We start from the raw sequence: 19,995 nt of genomic DNA, 5'->3' as shown, positions 1-19,995 counted from the left end.
GACCGTGCTGCCGGAACTCTGCGCGGGCTTCGGCTCCGTAGCCGGTTTCGTTCCGAAAGGGCGGCGACGAGGAAGGCGTCGAGGTGGCTGGGTCTGGCGGTCGGGCTACGGTCAGCGTGCCCGGTGGTCGAGGAGGTCGCGCAGCGACCGTCACGAGACCCCTGACCGTGCTGCCGGAACTGTCCGCGGGCTTCGGCTCCGTAGCCGGTTTCGTTCCGAATGGGCAGCGACGAGGAAGGCGTCGAGGTGGCTGGGTCCGGCGGTCGGGCTACGGTCCGCATCCCCCGGTGGTCGAGGAGGTCGCGCAGCGACCCCGGTGGTCGAGGAGGTCGCGCAGCGACCGTCACGAGACCCCTGACCGTGCTGCCGGAACTGTCCGCGGGCTTCGGCTCCGTAGCCGGTCTCGTTCCGAATGGGCAGCGACGAGGAAGGCGTCGAGGTGGCCCGGGTTCGGCGGTCGGGCTGCGGTCCGCATCCCCCGGTGGTCGAGGAGGTCGCGCAGCGTCCCCGGTGGTCGAGGAGGTCGCGCAGCGTCCCCGGTGGTCGAGGAGGTCGCGCAGCGACCGTCTCGAGACCTCTGGCCGTGCTGCCGGAACTGTCCGCGGGCTTCGGCTCCGTAGCCGGTCTCGTTCCGAAAGGGCAGCGACGAGGGAGTCGGGAGGTGGCCCGGGTTCGGCGGTCGGGCTGCGGTCCGCATCCCCCGGTGGTCGAGGAGGTCGCGCAGCGACCGTCACGAGACCTCTGGCCATGCTGCCGGAACTCTGCTCGGGCTTCGGCTGCGTAGTGGTTGCGTTCTGAGAGGCGCTGGCGAGGAAGGCGTCGAGGTGGCTGGGTTCGGCGGTCGGGCTACGGTCCGCATGCCCCGGTGGTCGAGGAGGTCGCGCAGCGACCGTCTCGAGACCTCTGACCGTGCTGCCGGAACTGTGCTCGGGCTTCGGCTCCGTAGGTCGTTGCGTTCCGAAAGGGCAGCGACGAGGAAGGCGTCGAGGTGGCGGGGTCTGGCGGTCGGGCTACGGTCCGCGACGCCACTTCAGTGGCAGCTGGAGACGTCGGTTCTCCACACCCCACGGATCGAGTTTCCCCTGTCCACAGGCGGGTTTCCGACGCGTGATTGTGTCGGAGGTGGGTGGGAGAATCCAGTCATGGATCTCGGAACCCAGCCCCGCACGACAGCAGCCCTGCTGTCCGGGCTGCGCGCCGAGGTCGAAGGACGCCAGGCCTCCCTGGTCCGCGAATGGACCGCGATCGTGGAATGGGCCAGCGACCACGTCGTGACCGGCCCCGAAGGGGCCGCGACGATCACCGAGGGCTACCTCGACACCGGCGTCCCGATCGCGGGGCCCGGTGCCCCGTTGGTGTCGGAGTTCGCGTTGATGGAGCTGGTCGCTGTCCTCGGCAGGTCCCCTGACGGCGGCAGGGCGTATGTCGGGCGGGTGATCGAGTGCGCGTGGCGGCTGCCGAACGTCTACGCCGCTGTCGTTGCCGGGAAGCTCGCGCCGTGGCGGGCCGAACGGATCGCCGACCTCACCCACGGCCTCTCGGCCGATGCGGCTGCGTTCGTGGACCGGCAGCTGTTCAACGCCTCCGGGGTCGGCTGGGCCCAGCTCGAACGCCTCGTCACCGAAGCAGTGCTGCGGTTCGACCCCGAACGCGCCGAGGCCGACCGGAAGGCGGCCGCCGACCAGCGGCATTTCGACATCAGCGAGGTCGACGAGCACGGGCTGGTCCACCTCGACGGACTCCTGGACGCCGCCGACGGTCACGACCTCGACCTGGCTGTGTCCCGACGAGCCGAGGTCCTGGGTCGGCTCGGTGACGACTCGACCCTCGACGTGCGCCGCGCCAAGGCTGCCGCGGAGCTCGCCCGCCACGACCTCGCACTGGACCTGTTGCTCCCCGACGCCGACACCGGCGAGGTCGTCGCGACTGTCCCGGGCCGCAAGGTGATCCTGAACGTGCACGTCACTGACACCACCCTGACCGGGCAGAACCCGGTCGGCCGGTGGGACGAAGGACGTTGCCCCATCGCCACCGCGCAGATCCGCGAATGGCTGCGGTCGAAGGGCACCACGATCATCGAGCGGCCGGTCATCGACCTGGCCGACCACGTCCCCGTCACGGCCTACGAGATCCCCGACCGCCACAGGACCCGCGTGATCCTCCGCGATCCCACCTGTCGGTTCCCCCACTGCACCCGACTCGCGCAACGCTGCGACATCGACCACGCCCGCCCCCACGGCCAGGGTGGTCCGACCTGTCCGTGCAACGAAGTCCCGCTGTGTCGGCGCCATCACCGCGCGAAGACCCACTCACTGTGGCGCTACGAGACCCCGATGCCGGCGACCTATGTGTGGACCAGCCCCAGCGGGTTCCGGTTCCGCGTCGACCACCGCGGCACACACCCCCTCCACGACACCAGCGACACCAGCGACCCCAGCCCACCCGACCAGTAGCCACCCCGCCCCGAACCCCGCGAACCATCGGTCGCGGGGGCACCGGCGTGTCCGGGTCTGGGAGGATGAGCGCATGCGCGGAATCTTCTTCGACGAGGACGACGCCCGGGCGGCCGCTCTGGTGCTGGTCCGTGGCGGCTTCGCCGCCGAGGTCGTCCGCGAGCGTCTCGCCGGCGAGGACGACGACGAGGACCACCCGTGGGCCGTCGTGACCGACGCTCCGGAGATCCAGCTCGAGATGCTGGTGGAGACCTACGACGGCTGGCTGGACCACGACGACGAGGACCCGGGCCCGGTGGAGCCGCCCACCAAGGCGGGGTTCGTCCTGCCGCTCCCGGACGCGCCGAAGCGGATCAAGCGCCCGGAGTAGGCGCTACTTCCCCAGCGGGCAGGCGAACGGGCCGTCCGCCCGCAACCACGCCTGCGCCATGACCTGCCGGGCTTCGGGACCGGCCGTGGCCAGCACCGCCCGACCGTCGCGAGCCACGTCGAGGTCGGCGTCGAAGCCGGTGGCGTCGGCCTCCTCGTCGAGGTAGGACGTCAGGCCCTCGGCATCCGCCGTCGCGTCCTTCTCGTCCGCGAACAGCCGGACGCCGAAGAGCTGGCCGCCGGTGGCGAACAGCGCCATGCCGGCGTCGGGACGGAGCAGGCCCTCGTACTGCTGGGCGGCCTGCTCGGGACTGAGCCGCCCGGGCCCGCCGCACGACGGCTCGACGGTCAAGGCGGCGTACTCCAGCGCATCCTGGTCGTCGGCGGTGTCGACCAGGTCGCCGAAGCTGCCGGCGTCGGCGAGCGAGTCGGCGTCGTCGGTGACGACGTCCAGCAACGCCGGGACGTCGGAGCCCGAGACGATCAGCTCCTCGTCGGGGACGAGCGCGAGCGTCAGCAGCGGGGCCGCCGGATAGCGGCCCCCGATCAGGCCGGTCGCGTCGGCGTCGGCGAGGTCGGCCTCGAACACCGGGCGTTCGGAGGACCCGGACCGCTCGAACCCGGCGTCCTCGAGGTCGGCCGCGACGGCGTCGAAGTCGAGGTCCTCGGACATCTTCCACACCCGGCCGACCCCCTCGCCGTTCGCGACGCCCTCCCACTCGATGTCGGAGTCGTCGAAGGCGGCGTCGTCCATGACCGCGGACCAGCGCGACAGCTCGGTGCCGTACGCCGTCTCCGGCGACCCGTCGCCGACCCGGTCGGCGATCGCAGCGCGGTCGACGAAGGAGACGGTGGTGGCGTCGGCGGGGAGGTACTCCAGCGCCTCCTCGAGCCGCGAGCTCCCGTCGAGCAGGGCGCAGCCGGACAGCGAGGTGCCGGCGAGGGCCGCACCGACGGCGAGGAGAGCGAGGCGCCGGGGGTTCCGCATGGGCCCCATCATTACGCTCGTCCTCATGATCGCAACTGCCGCCCACCGGCTGCTCCTCGTGCACGCCCACCCCGACGACGAGTCGATCGGCCAGGGCGCCACCATGGCGAAGTACGTCGCGGAGGGCCGCGGCGTCACGCTGGTCACCTGCACCGCGGGCGAGATGGGGGAGATCCTGGTCCCCGAGCTCGAGCACCTCGCTGCCGACAAGGAGGACGGCCTCGGCGAGCACCGCCGCGGCGAGCTGGACGCCGCGATGAAGGCGCTCGGTGTCACCGACCACCGCTTCCTCGGCGGGTTCGGCACCTACCGCGACTCCGGCATGAAGTGGCACGAGGACGGCCACGCCGTCGCGGCGGATGACATCCACGCGAACGCGTTCTGGCACGCCGACCTCACCGAGGCCGCCACCCACCTGGTCGCGGTCATCCGCGAGGTGCGCCCCCAGGTGCTGGTGACCTACGACGAGTTCGGCGGCTACGGCCATCCCGACCACATCCAGGCCCACCGGGTCGCGATGTACGCCGCCCAGCTGGCCGCGGCGCCGTCGTACCGCCGCGACCTGGGGGAGGCCTGGGCGATCACCAAGATCTACTGGGGTGCGATCTCGGAGAGCCGGATCCGCGAGGGCCTGCGCCGCCTGCGCGAGGCCGGCGACACCACGACCTTCGAGGGGATGGACCCCGACGGCGACCTGCCGCCGATGTTCCGCCCCGACGAGGACATCACCTGCGAGGTCGACGCCGGCGACCACGTCGAGCAGAAGCTCGACGCGCTGCGTGCCCACGCCACCCAGATCACGACCGACGGACCGTTCTTCGCGCTCTCCAACAACGTCGGCGCGCAGGCGTTCGGTCGCGAGCAGTTCCGGCTGGTGCAGGGCACCCCCGGGCCGCTCGACGCCGAGACCGGCTGGGAGACCGATCTGTTCGCCGGCATCTCCGAGTAGCCGCGTGCGCGTCCTGGTCGCGCTCGGCTGCCTCGTCCTCGGCGCGGCGGTCGGACTCGGCGCCGTCGCGCTGCACGGCTACGGCTGGGGCCTCGGGCTCGGCATCGCCGCGACCGCGGCGAGCCTGGTCGCCCTGCCCGGCGGCTGGTGGCGCCGGCTGCCGTTCGCCCTCGGCTGGACCGCGGCGCTCGGCGTGGCGAGCGTGCCGCGACCCGAAGGCGACTACCTGATCGCCAGTGACGCGTCCGGCTACCTGCTTCTCGCGACCGGTGCAGCGGTCCTCGGGGCGGGCTTCGTGGGCCTGGTCCCGCGTGGTGCGCCGCGCGGCAATGCGGAAGGGTGAGCAAGGCCTCCTTAGGATGTCGCGGTGACCTTCTGGGAGTCCGACACCGACGGCAAGGCCGAGCGCCCCGGCGGCAGGATCGTCGTCGTCGTCATCGTGCTGCTCGTCCTGCTCGCGGGTGGCGGGTACGCCGCCGCGCACGCCGTCGCGGGTGACAAGGTCCCGAGCGGCACGACCATCTCCGGGGTCGAGGTCGGCGGCCTGACGCGCTCCGCGGCCATCGACAAGCTCGAGAGGACCTTCGGCTCGCGTGCCGACACGCCGATCACGGTGAGCGTCGGGCACCAGGGCGCGACCGGCAAGGTCAACGACGCGAAGGTGCAGCCCGGCGACATCGGGCTGGCCATCGACTACGCCGCGTCCGTCGACGCGGCCGGCGCCGGCGACTCCTGGAGCCCGGCGCGCCAGTGGGACTACTTCACCGGCGGCGGCAAGGTCGATGCCGTGGTCGACGTCGACGAGGACCTGCTCGACGACAAGCTGAGCGAGCTCTCCGAGGGGCTCGGCACGCCGCCCGAGGACGGCACGGTCACCTTCTCCGCCGAGGGCGTGCAGTCCACGCAGCCGCAGGCCGGCCAGGCCGTCGACCGCGACCAGGCCCGCACCGCCATCACCGACGCCTTCCTGGCCGGCGAGAAGTCGGTGGAGCTCGAGGTCGCGCCCGCCCAACCCGAGATCGACGCCGCCGACGTCGCCGAGGCGCTCGACTCCTTCGCCAACCCGGCGATGGCCAACGCCGTGACGCTCCAGTTCGGCGAGAACGACGTGAAGCTGACCCCGGCCAAGTTCGCCGGCGTGCTCTCCATGAAGCCCGAGAACGGCAAGCTCGTCCCCGTCGTCGACGACGCCGCGCTGACCGAGCTGGTCAAGGGCGCGACGTCCAACGGCGCCCCGGTCGACGCCACCGTGAAGATCTCGAAGAAGGGCAAGCCGAAGATCGTCCCGGCCAAGCCCGGCGTCACCTTCGACTCCGGCGAGGCCGCGCAGGTCTTCCTCGGCCTGCTCACCGCGCCCGAGGGCTCCCGCAGCGGCCCGGTCACCGCGCAGGTCACCGACGCCGCCTTCACGACCAAGGACGCCGAGAACCTCAAGATCGTCGACAAGGTCTCCGAGTTCTCGACGTACTACCCGCACGCCGACTACCGCAACATCAACATCGGTCGTGCCGCCGAGCTCATCGACGGCACCCTCCTCAAGCCCGGCGAGGAGTTCTCACTCAACGGCATCGTCGGCGAGCGCACCGCCGAGAACGGCTTCACCGAGGGCTACATCATCAGCAACGGCATCCTCAAGAAGGACCTCGGCGGCGGCGTCTCGCAGATGGCGACGACGACCTTCAACGCCATGTTCTTCGCCGGCCTCAAGGACATCCAGCACAAGCCGCACTCGTTCTACATCGACCGCTACCCGGTCGGCCGCGAGGCCACCGTCGCCTGGCCGACGGTCGACCTGCGCTTCCAGAACGACACCGAGTACGGCGTGCTCATCCACGCCTGGGTCGTCCCCAGCACCTGGTCGCGCCAGGGCAAGGTCACGGTCCAGATGTGGTCCACCAAGAAGTGGGACATCGACTCGAAGACGTCGAACCGCTATGCGCAGGTCCCGCCGAAGGTGCGCACCCTGACCACGCCCGACTGCGAGCCGAACACCGGCTGGTCCGGCTTCCAGGTCGACGTCACCCGGATCTTCCACAAGCACGGCGACAGCGCGGTCGACCACACCGAGAAGTTCCACACGGTCTACACGCCCGCCGACACGGTGAGGTGTGAGAAGCCGCCGGCCCCGACGCCCGGCGGCACGCCCGACCCGGGGCAGTAGCCACTTTCCTGCGCGGTTCGCCTCGACCACGCCCCCTGCCCGCCGATGAGGTCCGGCGGAGGGTGCCCCATGATGCTGCGTGCTGCGTTCGTCCCGCCGACCGAGGCGGTGGAGCGGTTGCGCGCGCTCGGCGGCCGGCTGGCCCAGCTGCCGGGCGTGCTCCCGGTCGAGACGAGCCGGGTCGACGTACCGATCGCGGCGCTGGGCAATGTCGTCGAGCACGACGCCGGCCGGTTCGCCGGCGTGCTCGCCGAGTGTCTCTCGGACCTGCCGCCGGTCGTGGTGCGCCCGGTCGGGGTCGAGGTCACGGGCGGTGACGTGACGGTGTTCCTCGACGGCGACCTGGCGACCCTGGCCACCGTGGCCCGTGCGGTCGGGACCGCGGCGGAGCGGGTCCACGTGTACGTCGACCGGCGCGGCTTCCGGCCCGCGGTCGTGATCGCCTCGATCGCCGCGGTGCGGCCCGGCTCGCCGCTGGACCGGATGCTGTCCGGGCCGGACGTGCTCGGCGAGCTCGCGGACGCGGACTGGCCGGTCGCGCAGGTCGACCTGATTCGCACCCGCTGGTTCGGGGGCGAGGCGCGGGCGGAGACGGCGTACCGGATCCCGTTCGGTGCCGAAGCCGGCCCCGACGGTTTCGGTGGCCGGGACTTCCGCACCGGCTGAGGGCCGACTCCCGGTAGAATAGGAACACGTTCTACTTTCAGGGAGCTTCCATGACCGCGACCCCCGTCATCGAGGGCTGGTTCACCACCGGCGACGAGCCCCGGCTCCTCGCCTCGCGCTGCACGACGTGCAGCAACGTCGTCTTCCCGCCGGTCTCCGGCGCCGCCGGCGCCGCTGCGTTCTACTGCCGCAACCCCGCGTGCGACGGCACCGAGCACGACACCGTCGAGCTCTCGCGGCGCGGCCGGGTGTGGTCCTACACCGACGCGCAGTACCAGCCCCCGGCGCCGTACGTCGCGCCCACCGACCCGTTCCAGCCGTTCGCGCTGGCCGCGGTCGAGCTCCCCGAGGGGATCGTCGTGCTCGGCCAGGTGGCCGACGGCTTCGGCGTCGGTGACATGAAGGTCGGCACCGAGGTCGACCTGGTCGTCGAGACGCTCAACGTCGACGAGACCGGTGAGCGCACCATCTACCGCTGGAGGCCTGTCGCATGAGCGTCGTGATCGCGGGTGCGGGCATGCACCCCTGGGGCAAGTGGGGCCGCAACTTCACGGAGTACGGCGTGCACGCCGCCCGCGAGGCCCTCAAGGACTCCGGCATCGCGTGGGCCGACGTCGACCTCGTCGTCGGCGGCGAGACCGTGCGCAACGGGTACGCCGGCTACGTCGCCGGCTCGACCTTCGCCCAGGCGCTGGGCTGGAACGGCGCCCGGATCGCGACGTCGTACGCCGCCTGCGCGACCGGCGCCCAGGCCATCGACACGGCCCGGGCCCGGATCCTGGCCGGCATGAGCGAGGTCGCGCTGGTCGTCGGCGCCGACACGACGCCCAAGGGCTTCCTGGCTCCCAACGCAGGTGAGCGCTGGAACGACCCCGACTGGCTGCGCTTCCGGCTGCTCGGCATGACCAACCCGGCGTACTTCGCCCTCTACGCGCGGCGCCGGATGGACCTCTACGGCGCCACCGCCGAGGACTTCGCCCAGGTCAAGGTCAAGAACGCCAAGCACGGACTGGAGAACCCCAACGCCCGCTTCCGCAAGGAGTCGTCGGTCGAGGAGGTCCTCGCCTCGCCGATGGTCTCCGACCCGCTGCACCTGCTCGACATCTGCGCGACCTCCGACGGTGCCGCCGCGGTGGTGCTGACCAGCGCGGAGTACGCCAAGAGGCACGGCATCGCCTCCCCGGTCACCGTCTCCGCCGTCTCGACGGTCACGCCGACCTTCCCGAACACGGTCATCGACATGCCGCTGCTCTCGACCGACTCGTCGGCCCTGACCGGCGTGCCCGAGCGGACGTTCAAGGAGTCGATCGGCCAGGCGGCCTACGAGGAGGCCGGCATCGACCCCGCCGACGTCGACGTGGCCGAGGTCTACGACCTCTCGACGGCGCTCGAGCTGGACTGGATCGAGGACCTCCAGCTGTGCAAGCGCGGCGAGGCCGAGGCGCTGCTCCGCGCGGGCGACACCACCCTGGGCGGCCGGATCCCGGTCAACCCGTCCGGTGGCCTGGCCTGCTTCGGGGAGGCCGTGCCCGCCCAGGCGATCGCGCAGGTCTGCGAGCTCACCTGGCAGCTCCAGGGCCGCGCCGAGGGCCGGCAGGTCGAGGGCGCCAAGGTCGGCATCACCGCCAACCAGGGCCTGTTCGGCCACGGCTCGTCGGTGATCCTCTCGGTCTGAGGGGGATCAGCTCGCCGGCGGGAGGATCTCCCAGATCACGTGCTCGCCGGCGAGCCCCTTGAGCTCCACCGCGTCCCGCTCCACGAGCGTGAGCGCCGCGTCGTCATCGAGCGCGACCCGCACCGCGTCGCTGGCCAGGATCTCGCCACCGTGGGCGAGGTTGGCGACGCGAGCCGCCATGGCGACGTTGCGGCCGAAGTAGTCGCCGTCGCGAGCGACCACCTGGCCGGTGTGGATCCCGATCCGCACCAGGATCGGCCCGTAACGGCGCAGGGTCACGTCGCGGGGCAGGTCGCGCTGGATCCCCAGCGCGGCGCGGCAGGCGGCCTCGCTGTCGCGGAAGGCCACCATGAACCCGTCGCCCGCGGTCTTCACGACCTGGCCGCGGTACTTCTCGATCTGCGTGCGCAGCACCCGGTCGTGCGCGGCCAGCACCTTCACCCAGGTCGCGTCGCCGAGCCGGTCGTTGAGCGGCGTCGACTCCTCGATGTCGGAGAAGAACAGGGTGACCGTGCCGTCGGATGCAGCCATGTTGAGGATGTCGGCGCGCTCGTCGTCGCTGGCCCAGGTCTGCAGGTCCTCGACGGTGCTCTGGATCAGCCCGGTGATGCCGTGGGACCGGACCCTCGAGGCGGTCCGGATCACCCGTCGTACGGCGCGCTCGGCGGAGTTGCTCGGCGGCGGGGGACGCAATGCGGCGTCGAGGTCCGACTCGAGCTGGGCGACGTGCGCCTGGGTGTCGGCGAGCTGGCGCTGCAGCTGCCCGCGGTCGCGGGCGAAGGCCAGGACGAGGCCGAGCAGGCCGACCACCAGCACGCACAGGAGCCCGACGACGATCGCCACGATCGACAGACTAGGGCCAGCAAACCCCTTGCGGGCCGCAGTAGCGTGAGACGGTGACCACTACGGCTCCGACGATCTCCACCCTCGGCGAGCTGCGCGCCTCCGGCCACCAGCACAAGCACCTGAGGGCCGAGCTGCGCGACAACCTGTTGGCCCGGCTGGCCGCGGGGGAGGACCCCTGGCCCGGCCTGCACGGCTTCGAGGACACCGTCGTCCCGCAGCTCGAGCGCGCGATCATCGCCGGCCACGACGTCGTCCTCCTCGGCGAGCGCGGCCAGGGCAAGACCCGCCTGCTGCGCACCCTGGTCGGCCTGCTCGACGAGTGGACCCCCGTGATCTCCGGCTCCGAGCTCGGCGAACACCCCTACGACCCGGTCACCGTGACCTCGAAGGCCGCCGTGGCGTCGTACGGCGACGACCTGCGGATCTCGTGGCGCCACCGCGAGGAGCGGTACGCCGAGAAGCTGGCCACGCCCGACACCAGCGTCGCCGACCTGATCGGCGACGTCGACCCGATGAAGGTCGCCGAGGGCCGCTCGCTCGGCGACCCGGAGACCATCCACTTCGGCCTGATCCCCCGCTCCCACCGGGGCATCGTCGCGATCAACGAGCTGCCCGACCTCGCCGAGCGGATCCAGGTCGCGATGCTCAACGTGATGGAGGAGCGCGACATCCAGATCCGCGGCTACGTCCTGCGGCTGCCGCTCGACGTGTTCGTCGTCGCCTCCGCCAACCCGGAGGACTACACCAACCGCGGCCGGATCATCACGCCCCTCAAGGACCGCTTCGGTGCCGAGATCCGCACCCACTACCCGAAGGCACTCGACGCCGAGATCGCCGTGATCCGGCAGGAGGCCGACCTGCTCCCCGACCGGGTCGACGTCCCCGACTTCCTGGTCGAGATCCTGGCCCGCTTCACCCGCAACCTGCGTGAGTCCAGCGCCGTCGACCAGCGCTCCGGCGTCTCCGCACGGTTCGCGATCGCCGGTGCCGAGACGATCGCTGCCGCCGCGCTGCGCCGAGCCACGATCCAGGGCGAGGACCGCGCCGTCGCCCGGGTCGTCGACCTCGAGACCGCGGTCGACGTCCTCGGCGGCAAGATCGAGTTCGAGTCCGGCGAGGAGGGCCGGGAGGCCGAGATCCTCACCCACCTGCTGCGTACGGCGACCGCCGAGACCGTCCGCGAGAAGCTCCGCGGCCTCGACTTCGCCCTGCTCGTCGAGGCCATCGAGGAGGGCGCCACCGTCGTGACCGGCGGGCAGGTCACCGCCCGCGACGTGCTGGCCGGCCTGCCGGTGCTCGGCGAGTCCGACCTCTACGACCAGGTCTGCGAACGGGTGAACGGTGAGGGCGGCGGCCGCACCGACGGCGAGCGCGCCGCGGCGATCGAGCTCGCGCTCGAGGGCCTGTTCCTGGCCCGCAAGATCGGCAAGGACGAGCAGATCGGCGAGGCCGGCGTGGAGACCGTCTATGGCTGATCCTTCCCCGTTCGGCGTCCGGGTCTCCTCCGGCACCCTCCGCGCAGGCGAGGGCGTCGTGCTCCCGCACGCCTGGACCGAGGAGGGCGTGCTCGCCGGGCCGGCGACCAACGGCGCCCAGGTGCTCCACCTCGCGGTGGCGCTGTGCGTGCTCAACGACACCTACCGCGAGGCCCGGCGGCTCGACGTACCTGTCCTCGGGGTCGCGGTCACCGCCGACGGTGGCTTCGACGACGTGTGGACCTCGACCGGGATCGGCTACGACATCGCGCTCGACACCACCGCCCCCTCCGAGACGGTCCAGCTGCTGCTCGAGGTGGTCGACGAGGTGGCCGAGATCCCGCGCGCGCTGCGTGCCGGCGCCGACGTACGAAGGATGCTGACGTGAGCCGCTACCGCAGGTACGACGGCGGCGACCCGCTCGCTCCGCCCGTCGACATCGCCGAGGCGCTCGACGCCATCGGCCAGGACGTGATGGCCGGCTACAGCCCCGAGCGCGCGATGCGCGAGTTCCTGCGGCGCGGCGGACAGGACCAGTCCGGGCTCGACGACCTCGCCCGCCGGGTGGCCGAACGGCGTCGCGACCTGCTGCAGCGGCACAACCTCGACGGCACGCTCGAGGAGGTGCGCGAGCTGCTGGACAAGGCGGTCCTCGAGGAGCGCAAGCAGCTGGCCCGCGACGCGATGATGGACGACGGCGACCGCGCGTTCCGCGAGCTGCGGCTGCAGAACCTGCCCGACTCGCCCGCCGCCGCCGTGACCGAGCTCGGCGACTACGACTGGCAGTCCCGCGAGGCCCGCGAGGCCTTCGAGCAGATCAAGGACCTGCTCGGCCGCGAGCTCCTCGACCAGCGCTTCGCGGGCATGAAGCAGGCCCTCGAGAACGCCACCGACGAGGACCGGCAGGCGATCAACGAGATGCTCGGCGACCTCAACGAGCTGCTCGAGAAGCACGCGCGCGGCGAGGACACCCCCGAGGACTTCGACGAGTTCATGGCCAAGCACGGCCAGCACTTCCCCGAGAACCCGCAGGACATCGACGAGCTGCTCGACGCCCTCGCCCAGCGCTCGGCCGCCGCGCAGCGGATGCTCAACTCGATGAGCGCCGAGCAGCGCGCCGAGCTGATGCAGCTCTCCGCCCAGGCGTTCGGGTCGCCGGCGCTGATGGAGCAGCTCGACCGGCTCGATGCGAACCTGATGTCGCTGCGCCCCGGCGAGGACTGGGGCGGCTCCGAGCAGTTCGGCGACGGCGACCCCTCGACAACCGGCCTGGGCCTCGGCGACGGCACCGGCGTCCTGCAGGACCTCGCCGACCTGGACGCGCTGGCCGACCAGCTGTCCCAGGGGTACGGCGGTGCCCGCCTCGACGACGTCGACCTCGACAAGCTGGCCCGACAGCTCGGCTCCGAGGCCGCCGTCGACGCCCGCAAGCTGCAGGAGCTCGAGAAGGCGCTGCGCGAGTCGGGCGCGATGGAGCGCGGCTTCGACGGCGAGCTGCGGCTCACGCCGAAGGCGATGCGCCAGCTCGGGAGGGCGCTGCTGCGCGACGTGGCCCAGCGGATGTCCGGCCGTCAGGGGCAGCGCGACGTACGCCAGGCCGGCGCCGCCGGCGACCTGTCCGGCGCGACCCGGGCGTGGGAGTTCGGCGACACCGAACCCTGGGACCTGCCCCGCACCATGCTCAACGGCGTCCTGCGCCGCGCCGGCGACCCCGGCGGCCGGCTGCTCTCGATCGACGACGTCGAGGTCGCCGAGACCGAGGCGCGCACCCAGGCAGCGGTCGCGCTCTGCGTCGACACCAGCTTCTCGATGGCAATGGACGGCCGTTGGGTGCCGATGAAGCAGACCGCGCTCGCACTGCACACCCTGATCGGATCCCGCTTCCGCGGCGACAGCCTGGAGCTGATCGGCTTCGGCCGGCACGCCCAGACCATGCGGATCGAGGAGCTCACCGCCCTCGACGCCCGCTGGGCCAAGGGCACCAACCTCCACCACGCACTCCTGCTGGCCAACCGCCACTTCCGCAAGCACCCCAACGCCCAGCCGGTGCTGCTCATCGTCACCGACGGTGAGCCGACCTCGCACCTGGAGTCGAGCGGCGACGTGTTCTTCTCCTATCCGCCGCACCCGACGACCATCGCGCTCGCCGTACGCGAGCTCGACAATGCCCGCCGGCTCGGCGCGCAGACCACGTTCTTCCGGCTCGGCGACGATCCCGGCCTGGCCCGGTTCATCGAGTCGATGGCCCGCCGTGTCGAGGGCTCCGTGATCGCCCCCGAGTCCGACGACCTGGGTGCCGCGGTCGTCGGCTCCTACCTCGGCTCGCGTCGTGGCGGCGCGGACGGACGCGGCTCCGGCCCGGGGACCTACGGCGACTGGTTCGGTTCGCGCGGCTTCTGGGTCGGCTGATCCGCTCCGTCTGAGCGGGGACCCCGGGGTCCCTGTGGACAACCGGAACCCGTCGTTTCCCGCCCGGACCGGTCGGGCAGCCGGACGTGCATGACGATCACCCTCGATGTCCCGTACGCCGTCCTCAAGGCCGCCCGCGAGCGCTGGGACGAGGCCGCCGACGAGCTCGACGGCGCCTGGCACCGCCTCGCCAAGGTCTCGACCTCCGACCTCTCGGACGTCGTCGCCGCGGCTGTCGCCGCCTTCGCCGACCCCTGGGTCGACGAGGTCAAGGCCGTCGCCCGACGGGCGCAGGGGTACGCCGAGGAGTTCGTCTTCTTCCGACGAATGCTCGTCCTCGTCGACCAGGCCCAGGCCGAACGCCTGCGTGCGCTGCTCCCGTGGGCCGAGCGCGAGGCCGCCGTGGGGGAGGTGAGCTGGCCGTGACCCTCGTCTACCTTCCGGCGCAGGTGCCGCCCTGCCCCCAGCTGACCTCGACGCCGACCGGCGCCCAGGACCTCGCCACGGACCTGCGCGCGGCCGCGATCGCCGTCAAGAACGTCCAGGGCCGGGCCGCCTCCGTCGCAGCGCCGGCGTGGGAGGGTGACACCGCACAGGCCCACGACCACGCCGCGACCCAGGTGGCCGTCCGCCTCGACGGCGCCGAGGCCGCGCTCGACGAGGCGGTCACGGCGGCCGACCGGTTCGCCGCCCGCCTGAGCCGGCTGTTCGTCCGACGTGCCCGGATCAACGCCGACCGGGCGGAGGTCAACGAGCTGATCGGGGCGCTGGTCGCCGAGGTGGCCGCCGCGGCCGACGACAGCCGGCTGGCCGACTTCCGGCAGCGCGCCGACGTCCTCCACCGCCGGGCGGTCGCGCTGCGGGGCCGGATCGACGCCTGGGTCCTGGCCCGCGCGGAGGCCGAGGCCGACCTGGTCGCCGCCCTCCAGGGGGTCGACAGCGTCGCCGAGGGGGTCGCCGCGGCCGCCGATCCGGCCCGGCCCCGCACCGGCGACCTCACCCGCCAGCTGCGCCGTCTCCGCGGCGACCCGGCCGCGCTGGCCGCCTGGTGGCGCGGGTTGCGCCGCGCCGAGCAGCAGGCGCTCACGACCGAGCACCCCGGGTTGGTCGGCAACACCGGCGGGGTGTCGATGGCCGAGCGCGACGAGGCCAACCGCGGGGAGCTCGCCCGCGACCTCGACTACTACCGGGAGCGGGAGAAGGACGACCAGCTCACCAGCAAGGACGAACGGGTGCTCGACAACGCGAGGTCCGTGGACCGTGCTCTCGACGAGCACGCCGGCCCGACCGACGACGCCGGGGCCCACCTCACCAAGCTGCTCGCCTACGCGCCGGGCCTGCACTCCGGCGACGGCGGGGTGGCGGTGGGCTTCGGCGACCCGGACACCGCCGACCACGTCTCGGTCAACGTGCCCGGCCTGACGACCGACACCTCCAGCATCGGGGGGAATCTCGACAAGACCTTCGTCCTGCACGAAGCGGCGGTCGGCGAGGAGAGGGGCAGCGTCGCGACCGTCTACTGGGCCGACTACGACGCCCCGAGCGGCAACCCGCTCAACCCGCTGGACCCGCTCGGGCAGGCCGACTTCGACGGCGTCGCTCTCACCGACAAGGCCGAGGCGGGCGGCGAGCGGTTCGGCGACTTCGTCGACGGCGTCCGCGGCTCCGACCAGGGTCCGCCCGCCCACCTGACCGCGATCGGCCACAGCTACGGCTCGACCGCCGTCGGGCACGCCCTGGCCGAGGGACTGCCCGTCGACGACGTCGTCCTGCTCGGCAGCCCCGGCGTCCCGGCCGACACCGCCGGCGAGCTCACCGACGCCCAGGTCTGGGTCGGCAGCAAGGACCACGACCCGGTCTCCCTGCTCGGCAGTGGCGACCGCGGCGGTGTCGGCGCCCTCGGCCACGACCCGGCCGACACCGCCTTCGGCGGCACCCGGTTCGAGACCGGGGAGGGCGACCTGCGGGCCGAGGAGCTGCTCCACAACCACACGTCGTACTTCACCGGGACCTCGCTGGCCAACCTGGCCCACGTCGTGGCCGGTGCCGACGACGAGGTCAGCGAGCAACCGCCACGCGGCGCGCCCGGCGGCGGGCACCTCACCCTGCCCGAGCTCCTGGTCGCCGCCAGCGGCGCGAGTGCCGGAGAGAGACTCGCGGACGGCGGGAGGTGGCTGTGGGAGCACTCGAAGTTCGGTGGGAGGCTGTGAGCATGCGCCTTCTCGGGATCGCAGCGGCACCGCTCCTTGCCCTCCTTCTCGCCGTGGGACTGACCGGCTGCGACGACGACGCGGACCGAACGGCGGTCGACGAGGCCGTCACGTCGGCGGACGACGCCCGCGCCGGTGTCCTGCACGACATCGCGGACGCGCTCGTGCTGAGCGGCGCCGACGGCAGCCGGTCCTTCAGCATCTGCGGCGACGACCTCGCCCCGGGTGGCGTCGTGCTGAACGACTTCGTGCGCTTCGGCTCCTCCGGCGAGCTGACCCAGGAGAAGGCGGTGGCCACCGCGGTAGGCCTGCTCGAGGCCGACGGCTGGACGGTCGAGGATCCGGACAGACGGGCGTCGCTCAGCGCCACCAAGGGCGAGCTGGTGCTGAACCTCCGGATCGATCCCGCCCAGGTCCAGGCGCACCTGCGGGCGGAGTGCGTCAAGACGTCGCGCAAGGTCGCCGAGGAGTACGACGACCGTCCCGAGGCCGGCCTCATCTGGTCCTCGTAGAGTCACGGCCGTGGGGGACCTCAGCCTGACTGTCATCGCCCTGCTCGCGCTGGCGGCGCTCACGGCCGGCTTCGTGGACGCGGTGGTCGGCGGCGGGGGACTGGTCCAGCTCCCCGCGTTGCTGCTCGGGCTGCCGGGAGCGAGCCCGGTGCAGGTCCTCGCCACCAACAAGATCGCCTCGGTGTGCGGCACGGCGGCCAGCTCGCTCACCTACTACCGCCGGATCGGCCCGGACCTGCGCACCGCGCTGCCGCTGATGGCCCTCGCCCTGACCGGCGCGTTCTCCGGCGCCCTGCTGGCCTCGCACATCCCCCGCGACGCGTTCGAGCCGATCGTGCTGGCGGCGCTGGTCGTGGTCGGCGGCTACGTCCTGCTCCGCCCCGAGCTCGGCGAGCAGACGGCGCTCCGCTTCGCCGGACACCGCCACCTGGTCGCCGCGATGGGCGTCGGGTTCGTGATCGGCTTCTACGACGGCATCCTCGGCCCCGGCACGGGCAGCTTCTTCGTGTTCGCCCTCGTCGGCCTGCTCGGCTACGACTTCCTCCAGGCCTCGGCGAAGGCCAAGCTCGCGAACTTCGCGACCAACGTGGGCGCGCTGCTGCTGTTCGTCCCGCACGGCGCCGTGCTGTGGGACGTCGGGCTGATGATGGGCGCCTGCAACCTGGTCGGCGGCTACCTCGGGGCACGGACCGCGGTCGCGCGCGGCTCCCGGTTCGTGCGGCTGTTCTTCATCGCCGTGGTGAGCGCCTTCGTCGTCCGCATCGGCGGCGGTGTGCTCGGTCTGTGGTGAGCCGTAACCTGACGACATGAGCATCCCGGTGGATCCCGCGGACCTGCGCCAGGCACTGGCGGACTTCGACAGCGGCTACCTGCTGACCACCTCCTCCCCGCAGGTGAAGGTCGTCACGGTCGACCCGGTCGCCGGCGACGACGGCACGCTGCGGATCGCGGGGCCGGGCAGGGGCACGCTGCGCAACCTGGCCGAGAACCCCGCGGTGACCGTGGTCTTCCCGCCGCGGGAGCGCCACGGCTACACCCTCCTCGTCGACGGCACGGCCACGACGGAGGGCGAGGACGTCGTCGTCACCGCCACCGCCGCGGTCCTGCACCGGCCCGCCGCCCACGCCGACGGCCCGCTCCCGCCCGACGGCTGCGGCCAGGACTGCGCCCCGGTGGGCGGATGAGCCCGTACTGGATCACCGCCTTCCTCGACAGCGCCCCGGCGCACCACCAGGAGACGGTCGGGTTCTGGCAGGAGGCGAGCGGGTACGCCGTCTCCCCGCCCCGGGGCGCCCACGACGAGTTCGCCTCGCTGCTGCCGCCCGACGGCGACCCCTACCTCAAGGTGCAGCGACGCCACGCCGGCGCCGACCGGATCCACCTCGACCTCCACGTCGCCGACCCGCTCGCCGCGGCCGATGCCGCGCGGGTCGCGGGCGCCTCGATCGTCGCGGACCGCGGGTATGTCGTGATGGCCTCGCCCGCGGGGTTCGTGTTCTGCTTCGTCGACCACGCCGCCTCCGGGGTGCCGGCGGCCACGGTGCACGCCCACGGATCCGCGTCGCGGGTGCGCCAGGTCGCGATCGACGTGCCGCGGGCGTCGTACGACAGGGAGCTGGGGTTCTGGACCGCTGTCACGCACGGGACACCGCGTCAGTCGGTGGTCGCCGAGGAGTTCTACGTGCTCGACGCGCCGCCCGGGCAGCCGCTCGGCCTGCTGATCCAGCGCCTCGGCGCCGACGACACCGGCGAGGTCCGTGCCCACCTCGACTGGGGGACCACCGATCGCGCCGCGGAGACCGAGCGCCACCTCGGCCTCGGGGCGCGGGTGCTCGCCCAGCATCAGCACTGGACGGTGCTCACCGACCCGGTGGGCCGGGTCTACTGCCTCACGGACGCCGCACCCTAGGCCGGTGTGAAGCCCGGCAGGAACTCCTGCATGATCGCGCGGAACGGCGCCTCGGCCTCGAGCTGGCTGAGGACGCCGACGCCGCCGAGCCAGGTGCGGTGGATGAGGACGTACGACGGCGGCAGGTTCAGCTTGATGCTCACCGTGTAGGCCGGGTCCTTCGGGTTGTTGATCCGCTGGAACTGCTCGCGCATCCACTCGCGGCTGAACCGGAACCGTTCGACCAGGGTCGGGTCGACGAACGGCGCGAGGTAGTCCATGAGCAGCTCGGGCTCGATCCGGATCCGGTCCTTGAGGAAGCCCTCCGCGCGCAGCTCGGCGATGAGCGCGTCGCCGTCACCGGCCGCGCAGTGGCTGATCAGTCGGCCCATAGGCGCCGGCAGGCCGCGCTGGGGGAGCCGGGCCACGGCGCCGTAGTCGAGCACCCCGATCCGCCCGGGCGTCCCGTCGTCGTCGGGGATGACCCGGAAGTTCCCGGGGTGCGGGTCGGCGTGGAGGAGTCCGGTGCGCGCGGGTCCGGAGAACAGGAAGCGCGTGAAGATCTCGCCGTAGTGGTCGCGCTCCTCCGGCGTGCCGTCGGCGATGATCGACGCCAGCGAGCCCGCGGAGTCGAGCCACTCGGTGACCAGGACGCGGGGGCCGACGGCGACGACGTCGGGGACGACGATGTGCGCGTCGTCGCGGAACGCCTGGGCGAACTCGCGCTGCGCCTCGGCCTCGAGGTCGTAGTCGAGCTCCTCGCGGGCCCGGGCCTGGACCTCCTCGACGAGCGGCTTCATGTCGACGCCGGGGATGAGCGGCCCGATCGCCCGCGCCGCGCGGGCCAGGGTGCGCAGGTCGGCCATCAGCGCCTCGCCGGCGTTGGGGTACTGGACCTTCACCGCGACCCGGCGGCCGTCGTACCACCGGCCCTCGTGGACCTGCCCGATGCTCGCGGCCGCGGTCGGCGCCCCGTCGAGCCACACCAGGCGCTCCTTCCAGTCCGCGCCGAGGTCCTCGGCGAGCATGTTGCGCACGGTCTGGGTGGGCATCGGTGGCGCGGAGTCCTGGAGGCGGGTGAGCTGTTCGCGGTACGGCGCCGCCATCTCCTCGGGCAGCGCCGACTCGAGCACGCTGAGCGCCTGACCGAACTTCATCGCGCCACCCTTGAGCTCGCCCAGCGTCTTGAACAGCTGTTCGGCCGTCCGCTGCTGGATCTCGCTCATCACCGCCTCGGCGGGCGCCCCGCCCAGCCGCTTGCCGAAGCCGAGGGCGGTGCGGCCGGCGTACCCGAGGGGGAGCGCCGCGAGCCGCGCGGTGCGCGCCGCGGCCTTCCGGGGAAGGTCAGCCATGGCCCCATTGTCGGGCATGGGGCAACCGGATTCAGCGGTAGG

General features: G+C 72.6%; 20 protein-coding genes. 17 read left to right on the top strand and 3 right to left on the bottom strand.

Annotated features, from left to right (window positions below; all coding sequences use genetic code 11):
- Nucleotides 1–1,142 precede the first annotated feature (1,142 nt).
- Nucleotides 1,143–2,453, top strand: a complete 1,311-nt coding sequence (locus QI633_RS20550; protein ID WP_282426913.1) for an HNH endonuclease signature motif containing protein — start codon at nt 1,143–1,145, stop codon at nt 2,451–2,453.
- 73 nt (nt 2,454–2,526) lie between these two features.
- The gene (locus QI633_RS20545; RefSeq protein ID WP_141797658.1) at nt 2,527–2,823 is read left to right on the top strand and encodes a hypothetical protein; all 297 of its coding nucleotides are present in this window, start codon (nt 2,527–2,529) and stop codon (nt 2,821–2,823) included.
- A gap of 3 nt (nt 2,824–2,826) precedes the next feature.
- Here the strand turns inward: QI633_RS20545 and QI633_RS20540 are convergent, their stop codons facing one another.
- Nucleotides 2,827–3,810, bottom strand: coding sequence for a hypothetical protein (locus QI633_RS20540; protein WP_282426912.1), 984 nt, complete (start codon nt 3,808–3,810; stop codon nt 2,827–2,829).
- Nucleotides 3,811–3,835: 25 nt separating this feature from the next.
- Here QI633_RS20540 and mshB point away from each other — a divergent pair, with 25 nt between their 5' ends.
- The 6 genes from mshB (at nt 3,836) to QI633_RS20510 (ending at nt 9,261) form a co-directional block, all read left to right on the top strand.
- The gene (mshB, locus tag QI633_RS20535; RefSeq protein WP_282426911.1) at nt 3,836–4,759 is read left to right on the top strand and encodes an N-acetyl-1-D-myo-inositol-2-amino-2-deoxy-alpha-D-glucopyranoside deacetylase; all 924 of its coding nucleotides are present in this window, start codon (nt 3,836–3,838) and stop codon (nt 4,757–4,759) included.
- A gap of 4 nt (nt 4,760–4,763) precedes the next feature.
- Nucleotides 4,764–5,102, top strand: a complete 339-nt coding sequence (locus QI633_RS20530) for a hypothetical protein (protein WP_282426910.1) — start codon at nt 4,764–4,766, stop codon at nt 5,100–5,102.
- A 24-nt stretch (nt 5,103–5,126) separates the two neighbouring features.
- On the top strand, nt 5,127–6,920 hold the full coding sequence (locus QI633_RS20525) for a VanW family protein (RefSeq protein WP_282426909.1): 1,794 nt from the start codon (nt 5,127–5,129) through the stop codon (nt 6,918–6,920).
- A 69-nt stretch (nt 6,921–6,989) separates the two neighbouring features.
- Entirely contained in the window at nt 6,990–7,586 is a 597-nt protein-coding gene (locus QI633_RS20520) for a hypothetical protein (protein WP_282426908.1), read from the top strand.
- Between the two features lie 50 nt (nt 7,587–7,636).
- The gene (locus QI633_RS20515) at nt 7,637–8,080 is read left to right on the top strand and encodes an OB-fold domain-containing protein (RefSeq protein ID WP_282426907.1); all 444 of its coding nucleotides are present in this window, start codon (nt 7,637–7,639) and stop codon (nt 8,078–8,080) included.
- Nucleotides 8,077–9,261 carry a lipid-transfer protein gene (locus QI633_RS20510; protein ID WP_282426906.1) on the top strand — a complete coding sequence of 395 codons (1,185 nt, stop codon included), beginning with the start codon at nt 8,077–8,079 and terminating at the stop codon, nt 9,259–9,261. The genes QI633_RS20515 and QI633_RS20510 overlap by 4 nt, the downstream gene beginning before the upstream one ends.
- A 6-nt stretch (nt 9,262–9,267) precedes the next feature.
- Here the strand turns inward: QI633_RS20510 and QI633_RS20505 are convergent, their stop codons facing one another.
- The gene (locus QI633_RS20505) at nt 9,268–10,104 is read right to left on the bottom strand and encodes an adenylate/guanylate cyclase domain-containing protein (RefSeq protein WP_282426905.1); all 837 of its coding nucleotides are present in this window, start codon (nt 10,102–10,104) and stop codon (nt 9,268–9,270) included.
- A 53-nt stretch (nt 10,105–10,157) separates the two neighbouring features.
- Here QI633_RS20505 and QI633_RS20500 point away from each other — a divergent pair, with 53 nt between their 5' ends.
- From QI633_RS20500 to QI633_RS20460, 9 genes are all read left to right on the top strand, one after another.
- Nucleotides 10,158–11,582, top strand: coding sequence for an AAA family ATPase (locus tag QI633_RS20500; RefSeq protein WP_282426904.1), 1,425 nt, complete (start codon nt 10,158–10,160; stop codon nt 11,580–11,582).
- Entirely contained in the window at nt 11,575–11,970 is a 396-nt protein-coding gene (locus tag QI633_RS20495) for an OsmC family peroxiredoxin (protein WP_282426903.1), read from the top strand. The genes QI633_RS20500 and QI633_RS20495 overlap by 8 nt, the downstream gene beginning before the upstream one ends.
- A complete protein-coding gene (locus tag QI633_RS20490; RefSeq protein ID WP_282426902.1) occupies nt 11,967–13,991 on the top strand; it encodes a VWA domain-containing protein in 2,025 nt (674 codons plus the stop codon). Before QI633_RS20495 ends, QI633_RS20490 begins: the two co-directional genes overlap by 4 nt.
- 90 nt (nt 13,992–14,081) lie before the next feature.
- Nucleotides 14,082–14,417: a hypothetical protein gene (locus tag QI633_RS20485; protein WP_282426901.1), complete on the top strand. Its 336-nt coding sequence runs from the start codon at nt 14,082–14,084 to the stop codon at nt 14,415–14,417.
- Nucleotides 14,414–16,201 (top strand): alpha/beta hydrolase, encoded by a 1,788-nt coding sequence (locus QI633_RS20480; protein WP_282426900.1) that lies wholly within the window; start codon nt 14,414–14,416, stop codon nt 16,199–16,201. Before QI633_RS20485 ends, QI633_RS20480 begins: the two co-directional genes overlap by 4 nt.
- Before the next feature lie 2 nt (nt 16,202–16,203).
- Nucleotides 16,204–16,713, top strand: a complete 510-nt coding sequence (locus QI633_RS20475) for a hypothetical protein (RefSeq protein ID WP_282426899.1) — start codon at nt 16,204–16,206, stop codon at nt 16,711–16,713.
- Nucleotides 16,714–16,723: 10 nt separating this feature from the next.
- On the top strand, nt 16,724–17,503 hold the full coding sequence (locus QI633_RS20470) for a TSUP family transporter (RefSeq protein WP_141797673.1): 780 nt from the start codon (nt 16,724–16,726) through the stop codon (nt 17,501–17,503).
- A gap of 16 nt (nt 17,504–17,519) precedes the next feature.
- Nucleotides 17,520–17,897: a pyridoxamine 5'-phosphate oxidase family protein gene (locus QI633_RS20465; protein ID WP_141797674.1), complete on the top strand. Its 378-nt coding sequence runs from the start codon at nt 17,520–17,522 to the stop codon at nt 17,895–17,897.
- Nucleotides 17,894–18,622, top strand: coding sequence for a VOC family protein (locus QI633_RS20460; RefSeq protein WP_141797675.1), 729 nt, complete (start codon nt 17,894–17,896; stop codon nt 18,620–18,622). Before QI633_RS20465 ends, QI633_RS20460 begins: the two co-directional genes overlap by 4 nt.
- Here QI633_RS20460 and QI633_RS20455 read toward each other — a convergent pair.
- Nucleotides 18,619–19,953 (bottom strand): AarF/ABC1/UbiB kinase family protein, encoded by a 1,335-nt coding sequence (locus tag QI633_RS20455; protein ID WP_141797676.1) that lies wholly within the window; start codon nt 19,951–19,953, stop codon nt 18,619–18,621. The two genes, QI633_RS20460 and QI633_RS20455, sit on opposite strands and share 4 nt — an antisense overlap.
- Between the last annotated feature and the right edge of the window lie 42 nt (nt 19,954–19,995).

Origin of the sequence: Nocardioides sp. QY071, from assembly GCF_029961765.1 — a bacterium.
Taxonomy (GTDB): domain Bacteria; phylum Actinomycetota; class Actinomycetes; order Propionibacteriales; family Nocardioidaceae; genus Nocardioides.
The sequence above is the reverse complement of the archived record's forward strand: the minus strand, read 5'-3'. Positions and strand labels throughout refer to the sequence as shown.